The sequence below is a fragment of the Pseudomonas sp. FYR_7 genome (assembly GCF_043106155.1).
In the GTDB taxonomy this organism is placed as follows: Bacteria; Pseudomonadota; Gammaproteobacteria; order Pseudomonadales; family Pseudomonadaceae; genus Aquipseudomonas; species Aquipseudomonas parafulva_B.
On record NZ_JBICMI010000013.1, the window covers coordinates 15,810 to 30,121 of the forward strand.

The window sequence follows — 14,312 nt, forward strand, 5'->3', positions numbered from 1 at the left end:
GCGCCCACCACCCGCGCGCTCGGCGAACGGGCGGTGGGCGCTGCTCAGACCAGGCCTTTACTCCGCGGCCTGTTCCACAGCCGGCTCGACTGCAGCCTCGCCCTGTTCTGCAGGCGCTGCGGTCTGTGCCTTGGCCTGGGCCCGCTTGCGGCGTTCCTGGTTACGCTGTTGGGCTGCCTGACGCTTGGCATGGATCGCCTGGGCGGCAGTCACCACGCCCGCCGGCTGGCCGTTAAGGTCCAGGCGCGGGGCGTTTTCCACCATGCTGGTCCAGTAGCGGTTGCCCCGGCACCAGGTGGAAATGCCCAGCTTCAGTTGCTCACGGGTGATGCCCAGCAGCTCCAGGTGTTGCTCGGCATCCTTGAAGATGCCCTCCTTGAGCGGCACCTTGGGCGCAGGGTTGACGGGGAAGGCCAACGGGAAGTGCTTCTGCAGGGGCCAGATGGCGGCCACTGCCGGGTCCAGTTCGCGCGGCTTGGTCTTCTGGGGCGGCTTGCGCTTGGCCGGCGCTGGGGCGCTTGCCTGTTGCTGCTCTTTTTCAGCCCGCAGGCGATCCCGTAGCGCTGCCAGTTGTTCAAAGCTCATCGTTCAATTCACTGCTTCAAGGTTGATTGCGTGGTGCAAGGATATGCGATGCAGCCCCGGTGAGCAGCCCAAAAGGCACAAATCGTCGCTTTTTTTACAGAAACTCACGACGGCCTTGCTCCGGGGCAGCGGTATTTGCGTCACACAATCGCGCGAATCCCTGCCCCAGGGGCACGGTGCAAGCTTTCCTGGCAGGCCGCATCCCCTCTGTCATCAAGCCCTAGACCTTGAACTTGGCGACCATTGCGTTCAGGTCCACCGCCAGGCGTGACAATTCCTGGGCGGCGGCGCTGGTCTGGTTCGCGCCGGCCGAGGTCTGCATCGCCAGGTCCCGGATGTTCACCAGGTTTCGATCCACTTCGCGGGCCACCTGGGCCTGCTCTTCGGAGGCGCTGGCGATCACCAGGTTGCGTTGGTTGATGGACGAAATGGCCTCGGCAATCGTGTTCAGTGCCTGACCTGCGGATTGGGCGATTTGCAGGGTGCCTGAGGCGCGCCCTTTGCTTGCGTGCATGGCCCCGACTGCAGACTCGGTGCCCGACTGGATGCCTGTGATCATGCTTTCGATCTCGGCGGTCGATTGTTGAGTTCGGTGCGCCAGCGCCCTGACTTCATCGGCGACCACGGCAAACCCACGGCCGGCTTCACCGGCGCGCGCAGCCTCGATGGCAGCGTTGAGCGCAAGCAGGTTGGTCTGGCCTGCGATTGAGCCGATGACATCCAGTACCCGGCTGATTTCGTTGGCGCTGGTGGCCAGCTGTTCGATTTCCTGCGAAGTGGTCGTGACATCGCCAACGAGCTGACCAATGGACTGCAGCGCATCGTTGACCCGTTGCTGACCCTCACGGGTGGTCTGGTCTGCACCTTTGGAGGCATCGGCGGTGTTGACGGCATTGCTGGCCACTTCCTCCACCGCTGCGGTCATCTGGTTCACCGCCGTGGCCGCCTGGTCGATTTCGGCGCTTTGCTGATGCAGGCCGCGGCTGGTGTCTTCGGTCACCGTGAACAGCTCTTCGGATGCCGAGGCGAGCTGGTCGGAGGCGGCAGCGATGCCGGCAATCGTCTCGCGCAGGCTGTCTTTCATTCTGGACAAGGCGTGCAACAACAGCGCGGGCTCGTCACTACCCGTCACCTCGATGACCTGGTTGAGCTCACCCGAGGCCACCCGCTCGGCGACGGCCACCGCTTCGCTCAAAGGCCGCACGATGCTGCGGGTCAGCATGATGGCCAGCGCGATCATCAGTACGATGATGCCGACGATCGTCGCCGTGATAATCGAGAAGGACTGCTCATAGGCCTCAGTACTGACCTGGGAGGCGTTGGTTGCGCCGTTGGAGTTGTACTGGGTCAGCTCGATCAGCGACTTCATCATCGCGTCGGCGTAGTTGGCCAATTCACCATTGATCAGGCGAGTCGCTTCTGCAATGTCGTTTCTGCGTACGGCGTCAAGAATTGCGTCCTGCAACGTATGGTAGGTCGCGCTTCTGACCAGAAATGCGTCGTACAGGGCCCGGTCTCGTTCCTCTGTCGCTGTTGCCTTGTACGTTTCGATTTGTTCCTGGTAGTGCTTGGAGATGTCCGCGATCTTGTCCAGTGTCGCGGCCCTGGCGCTGGGGCTTTCTTCCAAAACGCTGCGCAAGGTCAGTGCTCGGACGCGGCCCAGGTTCATGCTGACCTCGTCCAGCAGCATGATTGCGGGTAACCATTCGGTGCGCACTTCGTCAGTGGCCTTGTCCATCGTGTGCATGCGGTACAACGATGCCAGCCCCAGGATCAGTACGAGGAGGGCGACCAGCGTGAAGATGACCGCCGCGCGCGTGCCAATTTTCAAGTTCCGAAAATACATGTGTAGCTCCTTGGTGTAGCAATGCTTGCTAGGCTAAGCAAGTCCAGCAGGGTGACCGTGAAAATAAGGCTGCAGCCCTCTCGTTGAAACAGCTATCGGCACCTTGGGCAATAAACTTTAAGAATAAACATAAGCAGTCTACGAACGGCGCAGTCCGCCATCCGATCGCTCAGTTGAGTGACTTTCAGCAAGCAGCGAGCCTATTTATTTCGTTACCGCGCAGTGCTGCTTAGGTAACAATTTATTTCGCATTGATCTGGATCAATCAAATGTTGATCAGATCGACCGCAGGTCTTCGAAGTATTCTTTAACCCAGGTTCGGTTGAAGCAGGCGAGTGCCGGCCTCTTGCTGTGAGCTTCAGGAACCACGGGCAGCCCCGACCCTGTTGGAGGCCGGGGCCAGGGGGCTATTGCAGCGTCTCAGGCTTAAACGCACCCGGTAGTTGTGCCAGTGTGGTTTCGATTCGCGCTATCGATCCCGCCAGTGCGCTCGCTTCTTCGTGCTTGCCTTCACTGCTGAGCTTGTCCCGCTCGCGGCGCAGGTTCAACAGGGTTTTTTGAAGTCGCAACGCCGGCTCATTGTAGTCGTCCATATAGTTCTCTTAACGAAAAGCGTCCTTGCTGTTGTAGGAAAGGCTGACCGTAACAGCTCAGATCCATCCCATAAACTGATCTTTCATACAGCGGAAATGAAGCCTGAGGAAATCTCCTACATTACGCGCCAAATATTCCCACAAAGAGGCCGCAAAGCAGCAACTTCCACAGCTTCTGCTAGGCTCGGAGGTTTCCGGCCAAGGAGAGGCCTGTGCATTTCATCGTGATCGAGCGACATCGCAGTGCTTACCGACGCCCCCTTCGTTTCGCTCAAGGCACGCTGCTGGAAGTGGGCCCGCGTTACGAGAGTGAGCCGGGCATGCGGGACTGGTACTTGTGCAGTTGCACGGGCCAAGAGCCGGGTTGGGTACCGGAGCAGCTTATTGAACGCCTGGATTTCAATCAGGGTAGGGCGTTGGATCACTATTGCGCCCATGAGCTGGATGTGGACCCAGGTCAATTGGTGCAGCAGTTGCATCTGCTCAACGGCTGGCTGTGGTGTCGTCGTCACGGGGATGGGGAGCTGGGATGGTTGCCTGCCGGCAAGCTCCAGCAACTGATATGAACGTAAGCGAACCAGCGGCGGGATGGACGGGTACGAAGGGTGTCTACCCTTCATCTGATCTGCTTTTTTTCTACAAACCTGAATCTGTAACCGTATCAGTGAAAAACGGAAAATGACGTCATTCCGTATCACACTGTCGAGGTTTCAATGAGCAAGCTGGCGCTGTTCCTGGGTGGTTTCCTGCTGTTGACCATCATGATCGGGCTGCTGGGAACCATTCCTCCCAGTTGATCGCATGAGCGTTTCCCTCCTTCCAGCCCGCCGGGTTCCATTGCCTAGGCGGGCTTTTGATTTGTGCCGCAGCCCAGCGCTGCTCACCTGTCATTCTTCAAGCCTGGTATCTTCACAGCCCCCGCTGTGCACGGCTCATTCGTTCAAGGGTCGAAGTGGGATAAGTCGTTCTCCAGGCTGGGAAATCTGTCCACAGAAAAAGTGGGTAGGTCTGTGGATAACGTGCTGCAACCCAAGCGCCCGGCGGGCTCCGTTAAATTGAGCAGAAATTGAGCAACATTTTGTCTGGCTTTTGGACTGCCTGATCGAGCGGGGCCGTCGCACAGGTCCTTGCTCAAATCGCCTGAGCGGCCGGCTTGACGTGCCGGCGATAATCTTGATTTGCCGGGTGAAGCTACTGATTTCAATGAGCGCACAGCAATAGGCTTAAATGGCCCGACGCTGCGGCTCAGCTTGCTCCACGCGATTGCGTCCCTTCGCTTTGGCCAGGTACAGCGCCTTGTCGGCACTGGCCAGCAATGCGGTCAAATCAGGAGTCGGCATGCCTTCGTCGCAGCCTGCCAGACCGATACTGACCGTGATCTGCAAACGCTGCCCGGCTTGCTCCACCTGAAGGTCCTGAACGGCACGGCGCAGGCGCTCGGCCGTAAATTGCGCCCTGTCCGGTGCAAGCCCTGGCACAATGATCACGAACTCCTCGCCACCCATGCGCGCGAATACTTCGTTGCTGTGCAACTGTTCCTGCAACGCATCGGCGAACTGGCGCAGCACCTGGTCGCCAACGGCGTGCCCGTGGGCATCGTTGATGGACTTGAAGTGATCGATATCCAGCATCATCAGCGTCAGTGGCAGGAACTGCTGATGCTGACGACTTTCCAGCAGCGCGTTTGCACGCTGGGTAAAGGCGCTGCGGCTCAAGGTACCCGTAAGGTGGTCGGTGGTGGCCTGGTGTGCCAGACGGGCAAGCAGGCTGCGATTGGCCTGGGTCACGCAGGCCACCACCAGCGGCCCCAACACCAACATCGCGATGCCCAGGCGCGCAGACATCAGCGCCGTTACACCCGACTCGCTCTGCGGCACGCTGAAGTGCATAAGGCTCTGGGCAACGGCGACGATCAACGTGCTACCGGCGGTCAGCGTCAACAACGAAACCAGAAAGGGCGAGTACGTCCAGGCACACCACAAAAGGGCGGCGATCGGAAACGCGATGGCGCCCGGGCCGCCGAACGCGATGCTGAACGCCAGCGACACCAGCATGACCAACAGCGGGGCGAGGCGAATCTTCTGGCTTCCGCCCTGCAACAAGGTACGCGCTGCCGGTGCGGTGAGCATCACCGGCAATACCAGCACCGCGGTGGAAAACTGCTCGCTGAACCAGGCCAGCCAGGTGCTGCGCAGGGACTGCTCGAACCAGGGCGCGGCCATCACCGAGGCCAGGCTCGCAGCCACTGAGGCCCCAGCCGCGCAGGCGCCGAATACGCATAGCACCCCATGGGGCGTGCGCATGCGCCGATGCAGGCGCGGCAAGCGCGAAAGCAATTGCCACAGGGTGACCACAACGCCCATGTTGCACAGGTTGAACCACAGCGCCGGCGCCAAGGCACTGGCACAGAGCAGGTCGGCGCCAACCATGGCCAACCACATCAGCACGAACCCGGACACAGTTGCCTGGCGGGGATAGCGCAGCAACACACCTGCCAGTGCGGCATTGACTGGCCAGAACAAGGACAGGGATTCGATCGGGCGAGCCAGGATGCCGCCAATGGTAAGCGCGAAGGTCAGGCTGAACAGTGCGGCGTAGGGCAACAAGCGCGATTGGGCTGGAAAAACCATGGGCTCGACCGGCAAGCGGAAACGATATCCAGGACGACCGCTGAACGCACCTGGGGCAATTGCGCATCAGTGTGTTGTTCCGGCTAGTTGATGTCAATCTGCCCAGCTGGAAGGTTTTGCGCGTGCCGCCAACCTCACAGCCCGAAGAACCACGGCACCATGACCACCGTGACCCCCATCACCAACAGCGTGAACGGCACCCCTATCTTCACGAAGTCCGCAAACCGATATTGCCCTGGGCCCAGCACCAGCGTGTTCACCGGCGAAGACACCGGCGTCATGAAGGCCGCCGAGGCCGCCAGCGCCACTGTCATCGCAAAGGGGTAGGGCGACATGCCCAGCTGCGTCGCGGTCGAGATGGCAACCGGCGCCATCAGCACCGCGGTCGCCGTGTTGGAGATAAACAGCCCGATCACAGCCGTGACCGCGAACAGGCAGGCCAGCATGGCGCTGGGCCCGGCGTCGCCCAGCACATTCACCAGCGCCCCGACTGCCAGGTCTATGCCACCGGTTTTCTGCAAGGCCTGGGCAAAGGGCAACATGCCCACGATCAGGATCAGACTTTGCCAATGGATCGAACGGTAGGCGCTGTTCATGTCGATGCAGCGGCCTGCGCCCATCAACAGGCAACCAATGAGCGCTGCTATGACATTGGGGACCGCGCCACTGACCATCAAGCCAACCATCACCGCCAGGCTCAGCAGCGCCTGGGGGGCGCGCCGGCGAGCAGGTGCCACCAGATCGACCTCGGCCGGCAAGCTCAACACCAGAAAATCGCGCGGTTTGCCTTGTAGCTGGCGTACTGCCTTCCACGGCCCGACCACCAGCAGGGTATCGCCCAGACGCAGCTTTTCTTCGACCAACTGGTCTTGCACGGCCGCCTGGTCGCGCCGCAAGCCCACTACGTTAAGGTCATAACGCGAGCGAAAGCCAAGCTCCAGGATGCTCTTGCCGATCAGTTGCGAGCCCGGCGGCAGGGACACCTCGGCCATGCCTACCTCCTGGGACTGGTCGATGAAGTAGGCGGCCTTGAAGTGCAAGGGTTCCAGTTGCATGGTGTGGCACAGGCTGCGCAGATCGTCGCGGTTGGCAAACAGGTCCAGCAGCAGCACATCGCCCTGGTGCAGCACGGTGTTGGAGTCTGGCGCAATAACGCGCGTGGTGAACTTGTGCTGACGTTCAATACCGATGACGTTGGCTCCGTGGCGGGTACGCAGCTCCAGCTCGCCCAGGGTATGGCCGATCAGCGGTGAATGGGGGCGAATGCGCAAGCGACGCTCGCGACCATTGAGCTTGTAGTCCAGAACCAGGTCCAGCAGCGTGCGCCGGGTCTCGACACGTCCGTCCTTGCGCACCTCGCCATTGAGCCAGTGTCGCGTCAGAAGCATGTAGCCCACACCCAGTACCAGGACCACCAACCCGAAGGGCGTGAAGCTGAAGAACGAGAAGCCTTGTTCACCATGGCGTACCAGTTCGCTGTGCACCACCACGTTGGGCGGGGTCGCCACCAGGCTGAGCATGCCACTGATCAGGCCGGCAAAACTCAGCGGCATCATCAGGCGGCTGGGAGAGAGCTTCAAGCGCGCAGCAATGCTCAGCACGACCGGTATGAAGATGGCCACTACCCCCGTGGAGCTCATGACCGAACCCAGGCCGGCCACCGCGACCATCAGCAGTACCAGTAGGCGCGCCTCGCTGTTGCCTGCCCGTTCGCTCATCCATTCACCGATGCGATAAGCGATACCGGTGCGCACCAAGCCTTCACCGATGACGAACAGGGCAGCGATGAGCACGACGTTCGGGTCGCTGAAACCTGCCAGCGCTTGGTCGATCGTCAGCACGCCCGACAGTGGCAACGCTACGATCACCAGCAGCGCTACGACATCCATGCGTGGACGGTTGATGATGAACAGCACAACGACAATGGCAAGCAGGGCCAGCACCCATGTCAGCTCTAGATTCATCGGGAGAGGTGTTCCTTCACACAGGGCACATGAACAATAGCCGGTAGTGTGCCACCTGAGCGTGTACGAGGTGTTGATGTATTGCAGTGTTTAACGAGGAGAGGCGATGCGGGGGCTTGCTCGGCGGGTGCCTGACACCCGCCGAGCAATGGGTCATTTGACGTGCTGGATGGCCAGAACCACGCCATTGGTCGTTTGTACGAGGACGTAGCGATCGCCCATGCGTACCCAATGGCTTTCTTTTTCCGGTGCCGGCAGGCCCTTGGCTTTCCAGTCCTTGATGGCCGCTTCGTCGCGCTTGTATTGATCCGGGGCTTTATCGCCTTCTTTCAGTTCACGGTTGTGGGTGGCCGAATTCTGCACGCTATCGTCGGTGGACGTTGCTGCAGTGGCGACCATCGGCAGGCAGGGCAGGGCAGCGAGGAGCAGGTAGTGCAGTTTCATGGCGGTTTCCTTGTTGCGTGGTGTTTGTGCTAAGACAGCGGAAGTCGCACCACAATTCACTCGCGTCCATGCCAGTGCTAGAGTCGCCTCCTTCTTAATGATTTAGAGGATGGACCATGCGTGTGATTTTGCCCCTGGCCGCAGCCGTGCTGCTGGTCGGTTGTGCTTCTGCGACCATGGATGCGGCCCGCAGCGGCCAACCCACTACGCACATGAACTCGCGCAAGGCGCCTGAACGCGTTGCCCAGTGCATCCAGTACGGGTGGCAGGAAGAGCGCGTATTCGGCCAGGACGCCAGCGGCTACCTGGAGCCGCGCAAGCAAGGCGGCTTTACGGTTTATACCCGCGAGGCCGAGACGTTCGTCGATGTTTACCCGCAGGACGGCGGTACGCGTATCGATTACTACACACAGAACGACAACGGCGTCTCGTTGCAGCGCCGGGCGGCGGCCGCAACCTGTCTCTGACGGGTAACGTGCGAGCCAGGGCTTTACACTTTTTTGCATCAGAACGCTGCCAGGTGTGTGGCATCGGCCGCTAGACTGCGGCATCGCCCATCGAGGATGTCGACGTGAACCCTTCATTACAGCTGAACCAGGCCAATTGGGACGAGCGCGCACCGCTGCACGCAGCCTCACAGGACTACCAGTTCGATCAGTACGTCCAACACCCTGCGCACCTGTCACAGACAGTTCAGTTCGACCTGCCGATGCTGGGCAATGTCGAGGGGCTGAGAGCGGTACACCTGCAGTGTCACATCGGCACAGACACGCTCTCGCTTGCCCGGCTGGGCGCCGATGTGTGCGGCCTGGACTTCTCTGCGGCCTCCCTGGCGCAGGCCAAGCGGCTGGCGACCCTGTGCGCTATGCCCATCGACTACCATCAGGCCGATGTGTACGCCGCAGCCCAGGTGTTGCCAGCAGGTACGTTCGATCTGGTCTATACCGGCATCGGCGCCCTGTGCTGGCTGCCCCGTATCGCGCCGTGGGCACAGACCGTGGCGGCCCTGCTCAAACCCGGCGGCCGGCTTTTCTTGCGCGAGGGGCACCCCATGCTCTGGGCGGTCAATGAAAGCCATCAGGACCGCCTGCAGCTCGACTATCCCTATTTCGAATGCGAGCAGCCAACTGTATGGCAGAGCGACGAGACCTATGTGGCCACCTCGCAGCGATTGGCGAACACCCAAACCCATGAGTGGAACCACGGGCTGGGCGAGTTGATCACCGCGCTGATGGCCAACGGGTTGCAGCTCACAGCGCTGTTAGAACACCAAAGCGTGCCATGGGAAGCGCTGCCGGGGCAAATGGCCAAGGGCCCGGACGGGGAGTGGCGGCTGCGCGAGCAACCGGCCCGCCTGCCGCTGAGCTATACCCTGACAGCCGTCAAAGCCTGATCAGGACAGGTAGCCACCGTCCACGTTGAGCGCCGCCCCGGTCGTATAGCTGGAGGCGTCGCTTGCAAGGTACAGGACAGCCCCGGCCATTTCCTTCGGGTCTGCCACGCGCTTAAGGGGGATTTGCTGTAGCGCTGTATTGAGGATGGCTTCGTTTTTGACCAGTGCCGATGCAAACTTGGTGTCAGTCAGGCCCGGCAACAAGGCATTGCAGCGAATCCCGAACTGCGCACACTCCTTGGCAAACACCTTGGTCATGTTGATAACCGCCGCCTTGGTCACCGAATAGATGCCCTGGAACAGGCCAGGTGAAACGCCATTGATCGAGGCCACGTTGATGATGCTGCCGGCGCCGTGCTCGCGCATCAGCTTGCCTGCTTCCACCGACATGAAGAAATAGCCGCGAATGTTCACATCCACGGTTTTCTGGAATGCCGCCGGATCCGTGTCCAGCACATTGCAGAACTGCGGGTTGGTCGCGGCATTGTTCACGAGGATGTCCAGGCGTCCGAACTGCTCGCGTATACCGGCGAATACCCGCTGGATTTGCTCCAGTTCGCCGATGTGGCACGCCACTGCTGTGGCCTTGCCGCCGCCAGCGATGATGGCATCGGCAACGTGTTGGCAGCCCTCGAGCTTGCGGCTGGAGACGATCACATGTGCACCTTGCTGCGCCAGCAAGTGTGCAATCGCTTCGCCAATGCCTCGGCTGGCCCCGGAAACAAAAGCGATCTTGCCCTGAAGGTCGAACAGGTGGGTCTGCGGCATGCTGCTGGTCCCTTGTTGTCGTAAGGTGCGTTGGTGATCAAAGGCTGGACTTGGCAATGACCTGCAAGGTCATCTGCTCCAGCAGCCGGTTCATGTGAATGAATTGGGCGAAACGCTTGTCCTGGGTCTGGCCATGGAAATAACGGAAGTAGATCTGCTGGACGATGCCGGCCAGACGGAACAGACCGTAACAGTAGTAGAAATCGAAGTTGTCCAGGTCGATGCCTGCACGCTCGGCGTAATGGTCCACGAACTGGCGCCGGGTAAGCATGCCCGGCGCGTTGCTCGGCTGACGACGCATCAGTTGTACCGGCGCCGGGTCGTCTGCCTGGATCCAGTACGCCAGGCTGTTGCCTAGGTCCATCAAGGGGTCGCCCAAGGTGGCCATTTCCCAGTCCAGCACGCCAATGATGCGCATCGGGTTGTCGGCATCCAGGATGACATTGTCGAACCGGTAGTCGTTATGCACGATTGCAGGTGTGACGTGGTCGGCAGGCATTTTCTCGCGCAACCAAGTTTTGACCTGCTCCCAGCGCGGTGCGTCGGGGGTCATGGCCTTGTCGTAGCGGCTGGCCCACCCTTCTATCTGGCGTTGCACGTAACCGTCCGGCTTGCCCAGGTCGCTCAAGCCGCAGGCGCTGTAGTCCACGCGATGCAAGTCCACCAAGCGGTCAATGAAGCTTTTGCACAACGCCGTGGTGCGTGCAGCATCGAGGTTAAGTGCAGTGGGGATGTCCGAGCGCAGAATGACCCCTTTGACGCGCTCCATGACGTAGAACTCACTGCCGATCAGGTGGGTATCGGTGCAGTGCGCATAGGCCTTGGGGCAGTAGGGAAACCCATTGTTGAGCTGGTTGAGAATACGAAACTCACGCCCCATGTCGTGCGCCGACTTGGCTTTTTGCCCGAACGGCGGACGGCGCAAGACCAGTTCTCGGTCAGCGTATTTGACCAGGTAGGTGAGGTTGGACGCACCACCCGGGAACTGGCTGACGGCGGGCGCACCGGTCAAGCCGTCAATGTGCGCCTTGAGGTAGCGGTCGATGGCTGCCAGGTCAAGCTCCTCGCCGGAACGTACTTGCGTGGACTGGTCGGTGAGCGTCATGGGTTTTCCTTATTCTCGATCACTCGGACTATTTTGCAATCTAATGCTTGCGCTCGGTTGGGACAAGCGTCCCAGGTCGCTATTGGCCAGGGTGTTGCCGGTCGATCAACACCTTTGATGCTTGCCGTGCCGGTAAGCGCCAGACCAAAAAAAACCGAAGCCTTATGGGCTTCGGTTCAGGGTCATCCAAGGATGCTGCTCAGGATGGGAACAGTTCGCTGAGCTTCATCGACAGCATCATGTCGCCTTCCACGCGCAGCTTGCCGCCCATGAAAGCCTGCATACCGTCGGTTTCGCCGCTGACGATGCCCTTGAGTGTTTCGCTGTCCATTACCAACGTGCAGTTGGCGTCTGGATTCTCGCCTTCCTGCAGTTCGCAGGTGCCGTCCTTGACGATCAGGGCGTAGTGCTTGTCTTCATCGGTGATGTTGAAGCCGAATACCAGGTCCAGGCCTTGGGCAGCGGATGGGTTGAATTTCTCTTGCATCTTTTTGACGGCATCAGCTACGGAGGTCATGGCGCATTCCTTATAGAGTGATTTTCACGTCCCCGCAGGGACACAACAGGCCGGGCTCACCGGTAGGTGATGAGCTCCGGCGTCCTCAACAGTTGCACATGGGCTTGACTGTTGAAAGAAGCCAATGCCACGTCGCGGCCTCTGAACTTCAATTGGCTCAGCGACGTGTTGATTATCTGCCAGTTCAAGGCAAATGCCTGATCCGGGGTAATGCCTGAAACCAAGTGCAGCAAGGCGGCAATGGTGCCACCGGAGGTGAAAATGGCAATGTTGTCGCCACTGCCTGCGCTGTCCAGCACGCGGTTCAGCCCCTCGCGCACGCGGGCAGTGAACGCTTCCCAGGTTTCCAACTCGTCGCTGCCATGGGTTCCTGAGTGCCAGCGTTGCACCATCAGCGCGAACAGGCGCTGAAACTCGCTGCGGTGCTGCGCGACATTGCTCAGGATGGCTGGCGCGTTGGGTTCGTCTATCGACAAACCAGGCAACAGCGCACGGATCACCCCATCGGCGTCGAATTCGTTGAAAGCCGCGTCGGTCTCAACAGCCGGCACGGCGTTGCCACCGGCCTGCATTGCTTGAAGGGCGAGGCGGGCAGTGTCCTGCTGGCGACGCAGATCACCTGCCACACACCGCTCCAGCCGTACCCCTAGCTGAGCAAGGTGCTCACCCAGCGCCTGACTCTGGCGCGCGCCAACGGGCGACAGCACATCGTAGTCTTGTGCGCCGAAGGAGGCCTGGCCGTGTCGAATCAGGTAGAGGTTGCCCACGAACGAACGCTTCCGCCATTGAAGGTTGCTGCTGAGGTTAGGGTGCGGTGCACGGCGCTGTCAACGAAAAACATACAAGCGTTTGAAAAGGTCGTTTGAAAGGTATTGCCAGCGTTTACATCCCCTGGCAGCGCTTTAGGTGCACCGGTATGCTTGTACCATTCACGCGCCCTCTGGCGCAGCTATCGAAGGAGTCACCGTGGAGTTTCTTGCCGAATACGCAAGCTTTCTCGCCAAAACCGCCACCCTGGTCATCGCTGTTCTCATCGTGCTGTCGGCCATTGCCGGCTTGCGCGGTAAAGGGCGGCGCAAACCGGGTGGGCAATTGCAGGTTACCCGCCTGAACGCGTTCTACAAGGACCTGCGCGAGCGGTTGGAATCAGGCCTGCTCGACAAGGCTCAGCTCAAGGCGTTACGCAAGCAGCAGGCCAAGACCGAAAAGAAAACCCGCAAGGACAAGGCAGAAGAAAAAGCCAGGGTCTTCGTGCTCGATTTCGACGGCGACATCAAAGCATCTGCAACTGAAAGCCTGCGCAACGAAATCACCGCACTGCTCACCCTCGCCACCCCTCAAGACGAGGTGGTACTACGCCTGGAAAGCGGGGGCGGGCTGGTACATAGCTATGGCCTGGCTGCCTCCCAGCTGGTCCGCATTCGCCAGGCCGGCATCCCCTTGACGGTGTGCATCGACAAGGTGGCTGCAAGCGGCGGGTACATGATGGCCTGCATTGGCGAGAAGATCATCAGCGCACCTTTTGCTGTGCTCGGCTCCATCGGGGTAGTGGCACAGTTGCCCAACATCAATCGCCTGTTGAAGAAGCACGACATCGATGTCGAGATGCTGACTGCCGGTGAATACAAGCGCACCCTCACCGTGCTGGGTGAAAACACCGAAAAGGGCAGGGAGAAGTTTCAGGAAGACCTGGATGTGACCCATCAACTGTTCAAGGACTTCGTCGCCCGCTACCGTCCCCAGCTGCATATTGATGAAGTAGCCACCGGTGAAGTGTGGCTGGGCATTGCAGCCCTGAACCGCAAGCTGGTGGATACGTTGCAGACCAGCGATGAATACCTCAGCGAGCGTGCGCGCAGTGCCAACCTGTTCCACCTGCACTTCGCAGAGCGCAAGAGCCTGCAGGAGCGTATTGGCATGGCGGCCAGCGGCACCGTGGAGAATACGCTGGTGGGGTTATGGAGCAAACTTGGCCGCCTGCGCTAACACCTTGAACCTGCTGAAATTTTTTTTCGTTCAGGGGGTTGCACGGTTAAGTGAATGTAGACATAATGGCGCCCATCGAAACGCAGCAAGCTTTAAAGGTGCGGTGTTTCGGGGAGACAGCGAAGCGTAAGCTGCTAGATCCTGACTTTGAGGCCGAGTAGCAAAGTGGTTATGCTCCGGATTGCAAATCCGTCTACGCCGGTTCGATTCCGACCTCGGCCTCCACCATTCGAAAGCCCCGCAGATCGACGTCTGCGGGGTTTTTATTTGCGCGTTAGAAAAGCCAAGAGTTCCGAAATAAGAGGTGTGGAGTTCCGAAACTTCGACCCTTAGAGGCCCTAGCGCTGTACTGCATCAGCGACCAACTGGAGTCGTTTGACCATAGCGTGCACCCTAGCCAAGAGGTGCAGATCCCCCGCAAAAGCCTTCGGCTAGAAAAGAGTTGAACTAGCTCGAACATGTGGCGTTTTGATATTCTTGC

General features: G+C 59.9%; 13 protein-coding genes, 1 tRNA gene and 2 pseudogenes. 5 read left to right on the forward strand and 11 right to left on the reverse strand.

What is annotated here, in order from left to right; all coding sequences use genetic code 11:
- Positions 1-57 precede the first annotated feature (57 nt).
- From ACF8R3_RS02125 to ACF8R3_RS02140, 4 genes and pseudogenes are all read right to left on the reverse strand, one after another.
- The gene (locus ACF8R3_RS02125) at positions 58-585 is read right to left on the reverse strand and encodes a ProQ/FINO family protein (RefSeq protein ID WP_078478373.1); all 528 of its coding nucleotides are present in this window, start codon (positions 583-585) and stop codon (positions 58-60) included.
- Between the two features lie 220 nt (positions 586-805).
- Positions 806-1,807 (reverse strand): annotated as a pseudogene (locus ACF8R3_RS02130) (methyl-accepting chemotaxis protein); the annotation flags it as partial.
- Between the two features lie 90 nt (positions 1,808-1,897).
- A pseudogene (locus ACF8R3_RS02135) lies at positions 1,898-2,431 on the reverse strand (MCP four helix bundle domain-containing protein); the annotation flags it as partial.
- A 407-nt stretch (positions 2,432-2,838) separates the two neighbouring features.
- Positions 2,839-3,024 (reverse strand): hypothetical protein, encoded by a 186-nt coding sequence (locus ACF8R3_RS02140; RefSeq protein WP_145254783.1) that lies wholly within the window; start codon positions 3,022-3,024, stop codon positions 2,839-2,841.
- A gap of 212 nt (positions 3,025-3,236) precedes the next feature.
- Here ACF8R3_RS02140 and ACF8R3_RS02145 point away from each other — a divergent pair, with 212 nt between their 5' ends.
- Positions 3,237-3,590 (forward strand): SH3 domain-containing protein, encoded by a 354-nt coding sequence (locus ACF8R3_RS02145; protein WP_058637891.1) that lies wholly within the window; start codon positions 3,237-3,239, stop codon positions 3,588-3,590.
- A 657-nt stretch (positions 3,591-4,247) separates the two neighbouring features.
- On the opposite strand, the gene ACF8R3_RS02150 is transcribed toward ACF8R3_RS02145, so the two are convergent.
- The 3 genes from ACF8R3_RS02150 to ACF8R3_RS02160 form a co-directional block, all read right to left on the reverse strand.
- A complete protein-coding gene (locus ACF8R3_RS02150) occupies positions 4,248-5,669 on the reverse strand; it encodes a GGDEF domain-containing protein (protein WP_078478376.1) in 1,422 nt (473 codons plus the stop codon).
- 119 nt (positions 5,670-5,788) lie between these two features.
- Complete coding sequence (locus ACF8R3_RS02155; RefSeq protein WP_392514756.1) at positions 5,789-7,618, reverse strand: SLC13 family permease; 1,830 nt, start codon at positions 7,616-7,618, stop codon at positions 5,789-5,791.
- A 153-nt stretch (positions 7,619-7,771) separates the two neighbouring features.
- Positions 7,772-8,062, reverse strand: a complete 291-nt coding sequence (locus ACF8R3_RS02160) for an RcnB family protein (protein ID WP_058603420.1) — start codon at positions 8,060-8,062, stop codon at positions 7,772-7,774.
- A gap of 116 nt (positions 8,063-8,178) precedes the next feature.
- Here ACF8R3_RS02160 and ACF8R3_RS02165 point away from each other — a divergent pair, with 116 nt between their 5' ends.
- Both ACF8R3_RS02165 and ACF8R3_RS02170 read left to right on the forward strand, forming a co-directional pair.
- A complete protein-coding gene (locus tag ACF8R3_RS02165; RefSeq protein ID WP_058637888.1) occupies positions 8,179-8,529 on the forward strand; it encodes a hypothetical protein in 351 nt (116 codons plus the stop codon).
- Between the two features lie 104 nt (positions 8,530-8,633).
- Positions 8,634-9,455, forward strand: coding sequence for a bifunctional 2-polyprenyl-6-hydroxyphenol methylase/3-demethylubiquinol 3-O-methyltransferase UbiG (locus tag ACF8R3_RS02170; protein ID WP_145254792.1), 822 nt, complete (start codon positions 8,634-8,636; stop codon positions 9,453-9,455).
- On the opposite strand, the gene ACF8R3_RS02175 is transcribed toward ACF8R3_RS02170, so the two are convergent.
- From ACF8R3_RS02175 to ACF8R3_RS02190, 4 genes are all read right to left on the reverse strand, one after another.
- A complete protein-coding gene (locus ACF8R3_RS02175) occupies positions 9,456-10,223 on the reverse strand; it encodes an SDR family oxidoreductase (RefSeq protein WP_058637886.1) in 768 nt (255 codons plus the stop codon). It abuts the gene before it with no gap.
- Between the two features lie 37 nt (positions 10,224-10,260).
- Positions 10,261-11,328: a phosphotransferase family protein gene (locus tag ACF8R3_RS02180; protein WP_058637885.1), complete on the reverse strand. Its 1,068-nt coding sequence runs from the start codon at positions 11,326-11,328 to the stop codon at positions 10,261-10,263.
- 199 nt (positions 11,329-11,527) lie between these two features.
- On the reverse strand, positions 11,528-11,845 hold the full coding sequence (locus ACF8R3_RS02185; protein WP_058637884.1) for an SCP2 sterol-binding domain-containing protein: 318 nt from the start codon (positions 11,843-11,845) through the stop codon (positions 11,528-11,530).
- 56 nt (positions 11,846-11,901) lie between these two features.
- Positions 11,902-12,612 carry a histidine phosphatase family protein gene (locus tag ACF8R3_RS02190; RefSeq protein ID WP_392514757.1) on the reverse strand — a complete coding sequence of 237 codons (711 nt, stop codon included), beginning with the start codon at positions 12,610-12,612 and terminating at the stop codon, positions 11,902-11,904.
- A 199-nt stretch (positions 12,613-12,811) separates the two neighbouring features.
- On the opposite strand from ACF8R3_RS02190, the gene sohB reads away from it, so the two are divergent.
- Together sohB and ACF8R3_RS02200 are read left to right on the forward strand one after the other, a co-directional pair.
- Entirely contained in the window at positions 12,812-13,831 is a 1,020-nt protein-coding gene (gene sohB / locus ACF8R3_RS02195) for a protease SohB (RefSeq protein ID WP_078478378.1), read from the forward strand.
- A gap of 151 nt (positions 13,832-13,982) precedes the next feature.
- A tRNA-Cys gene (locus tag ACF8R3_RS02200) sits at positions 13,983-14,056 on the forward strand.
- Positions 14,057-14,312 lie beyond the last annotated feature (256 nt).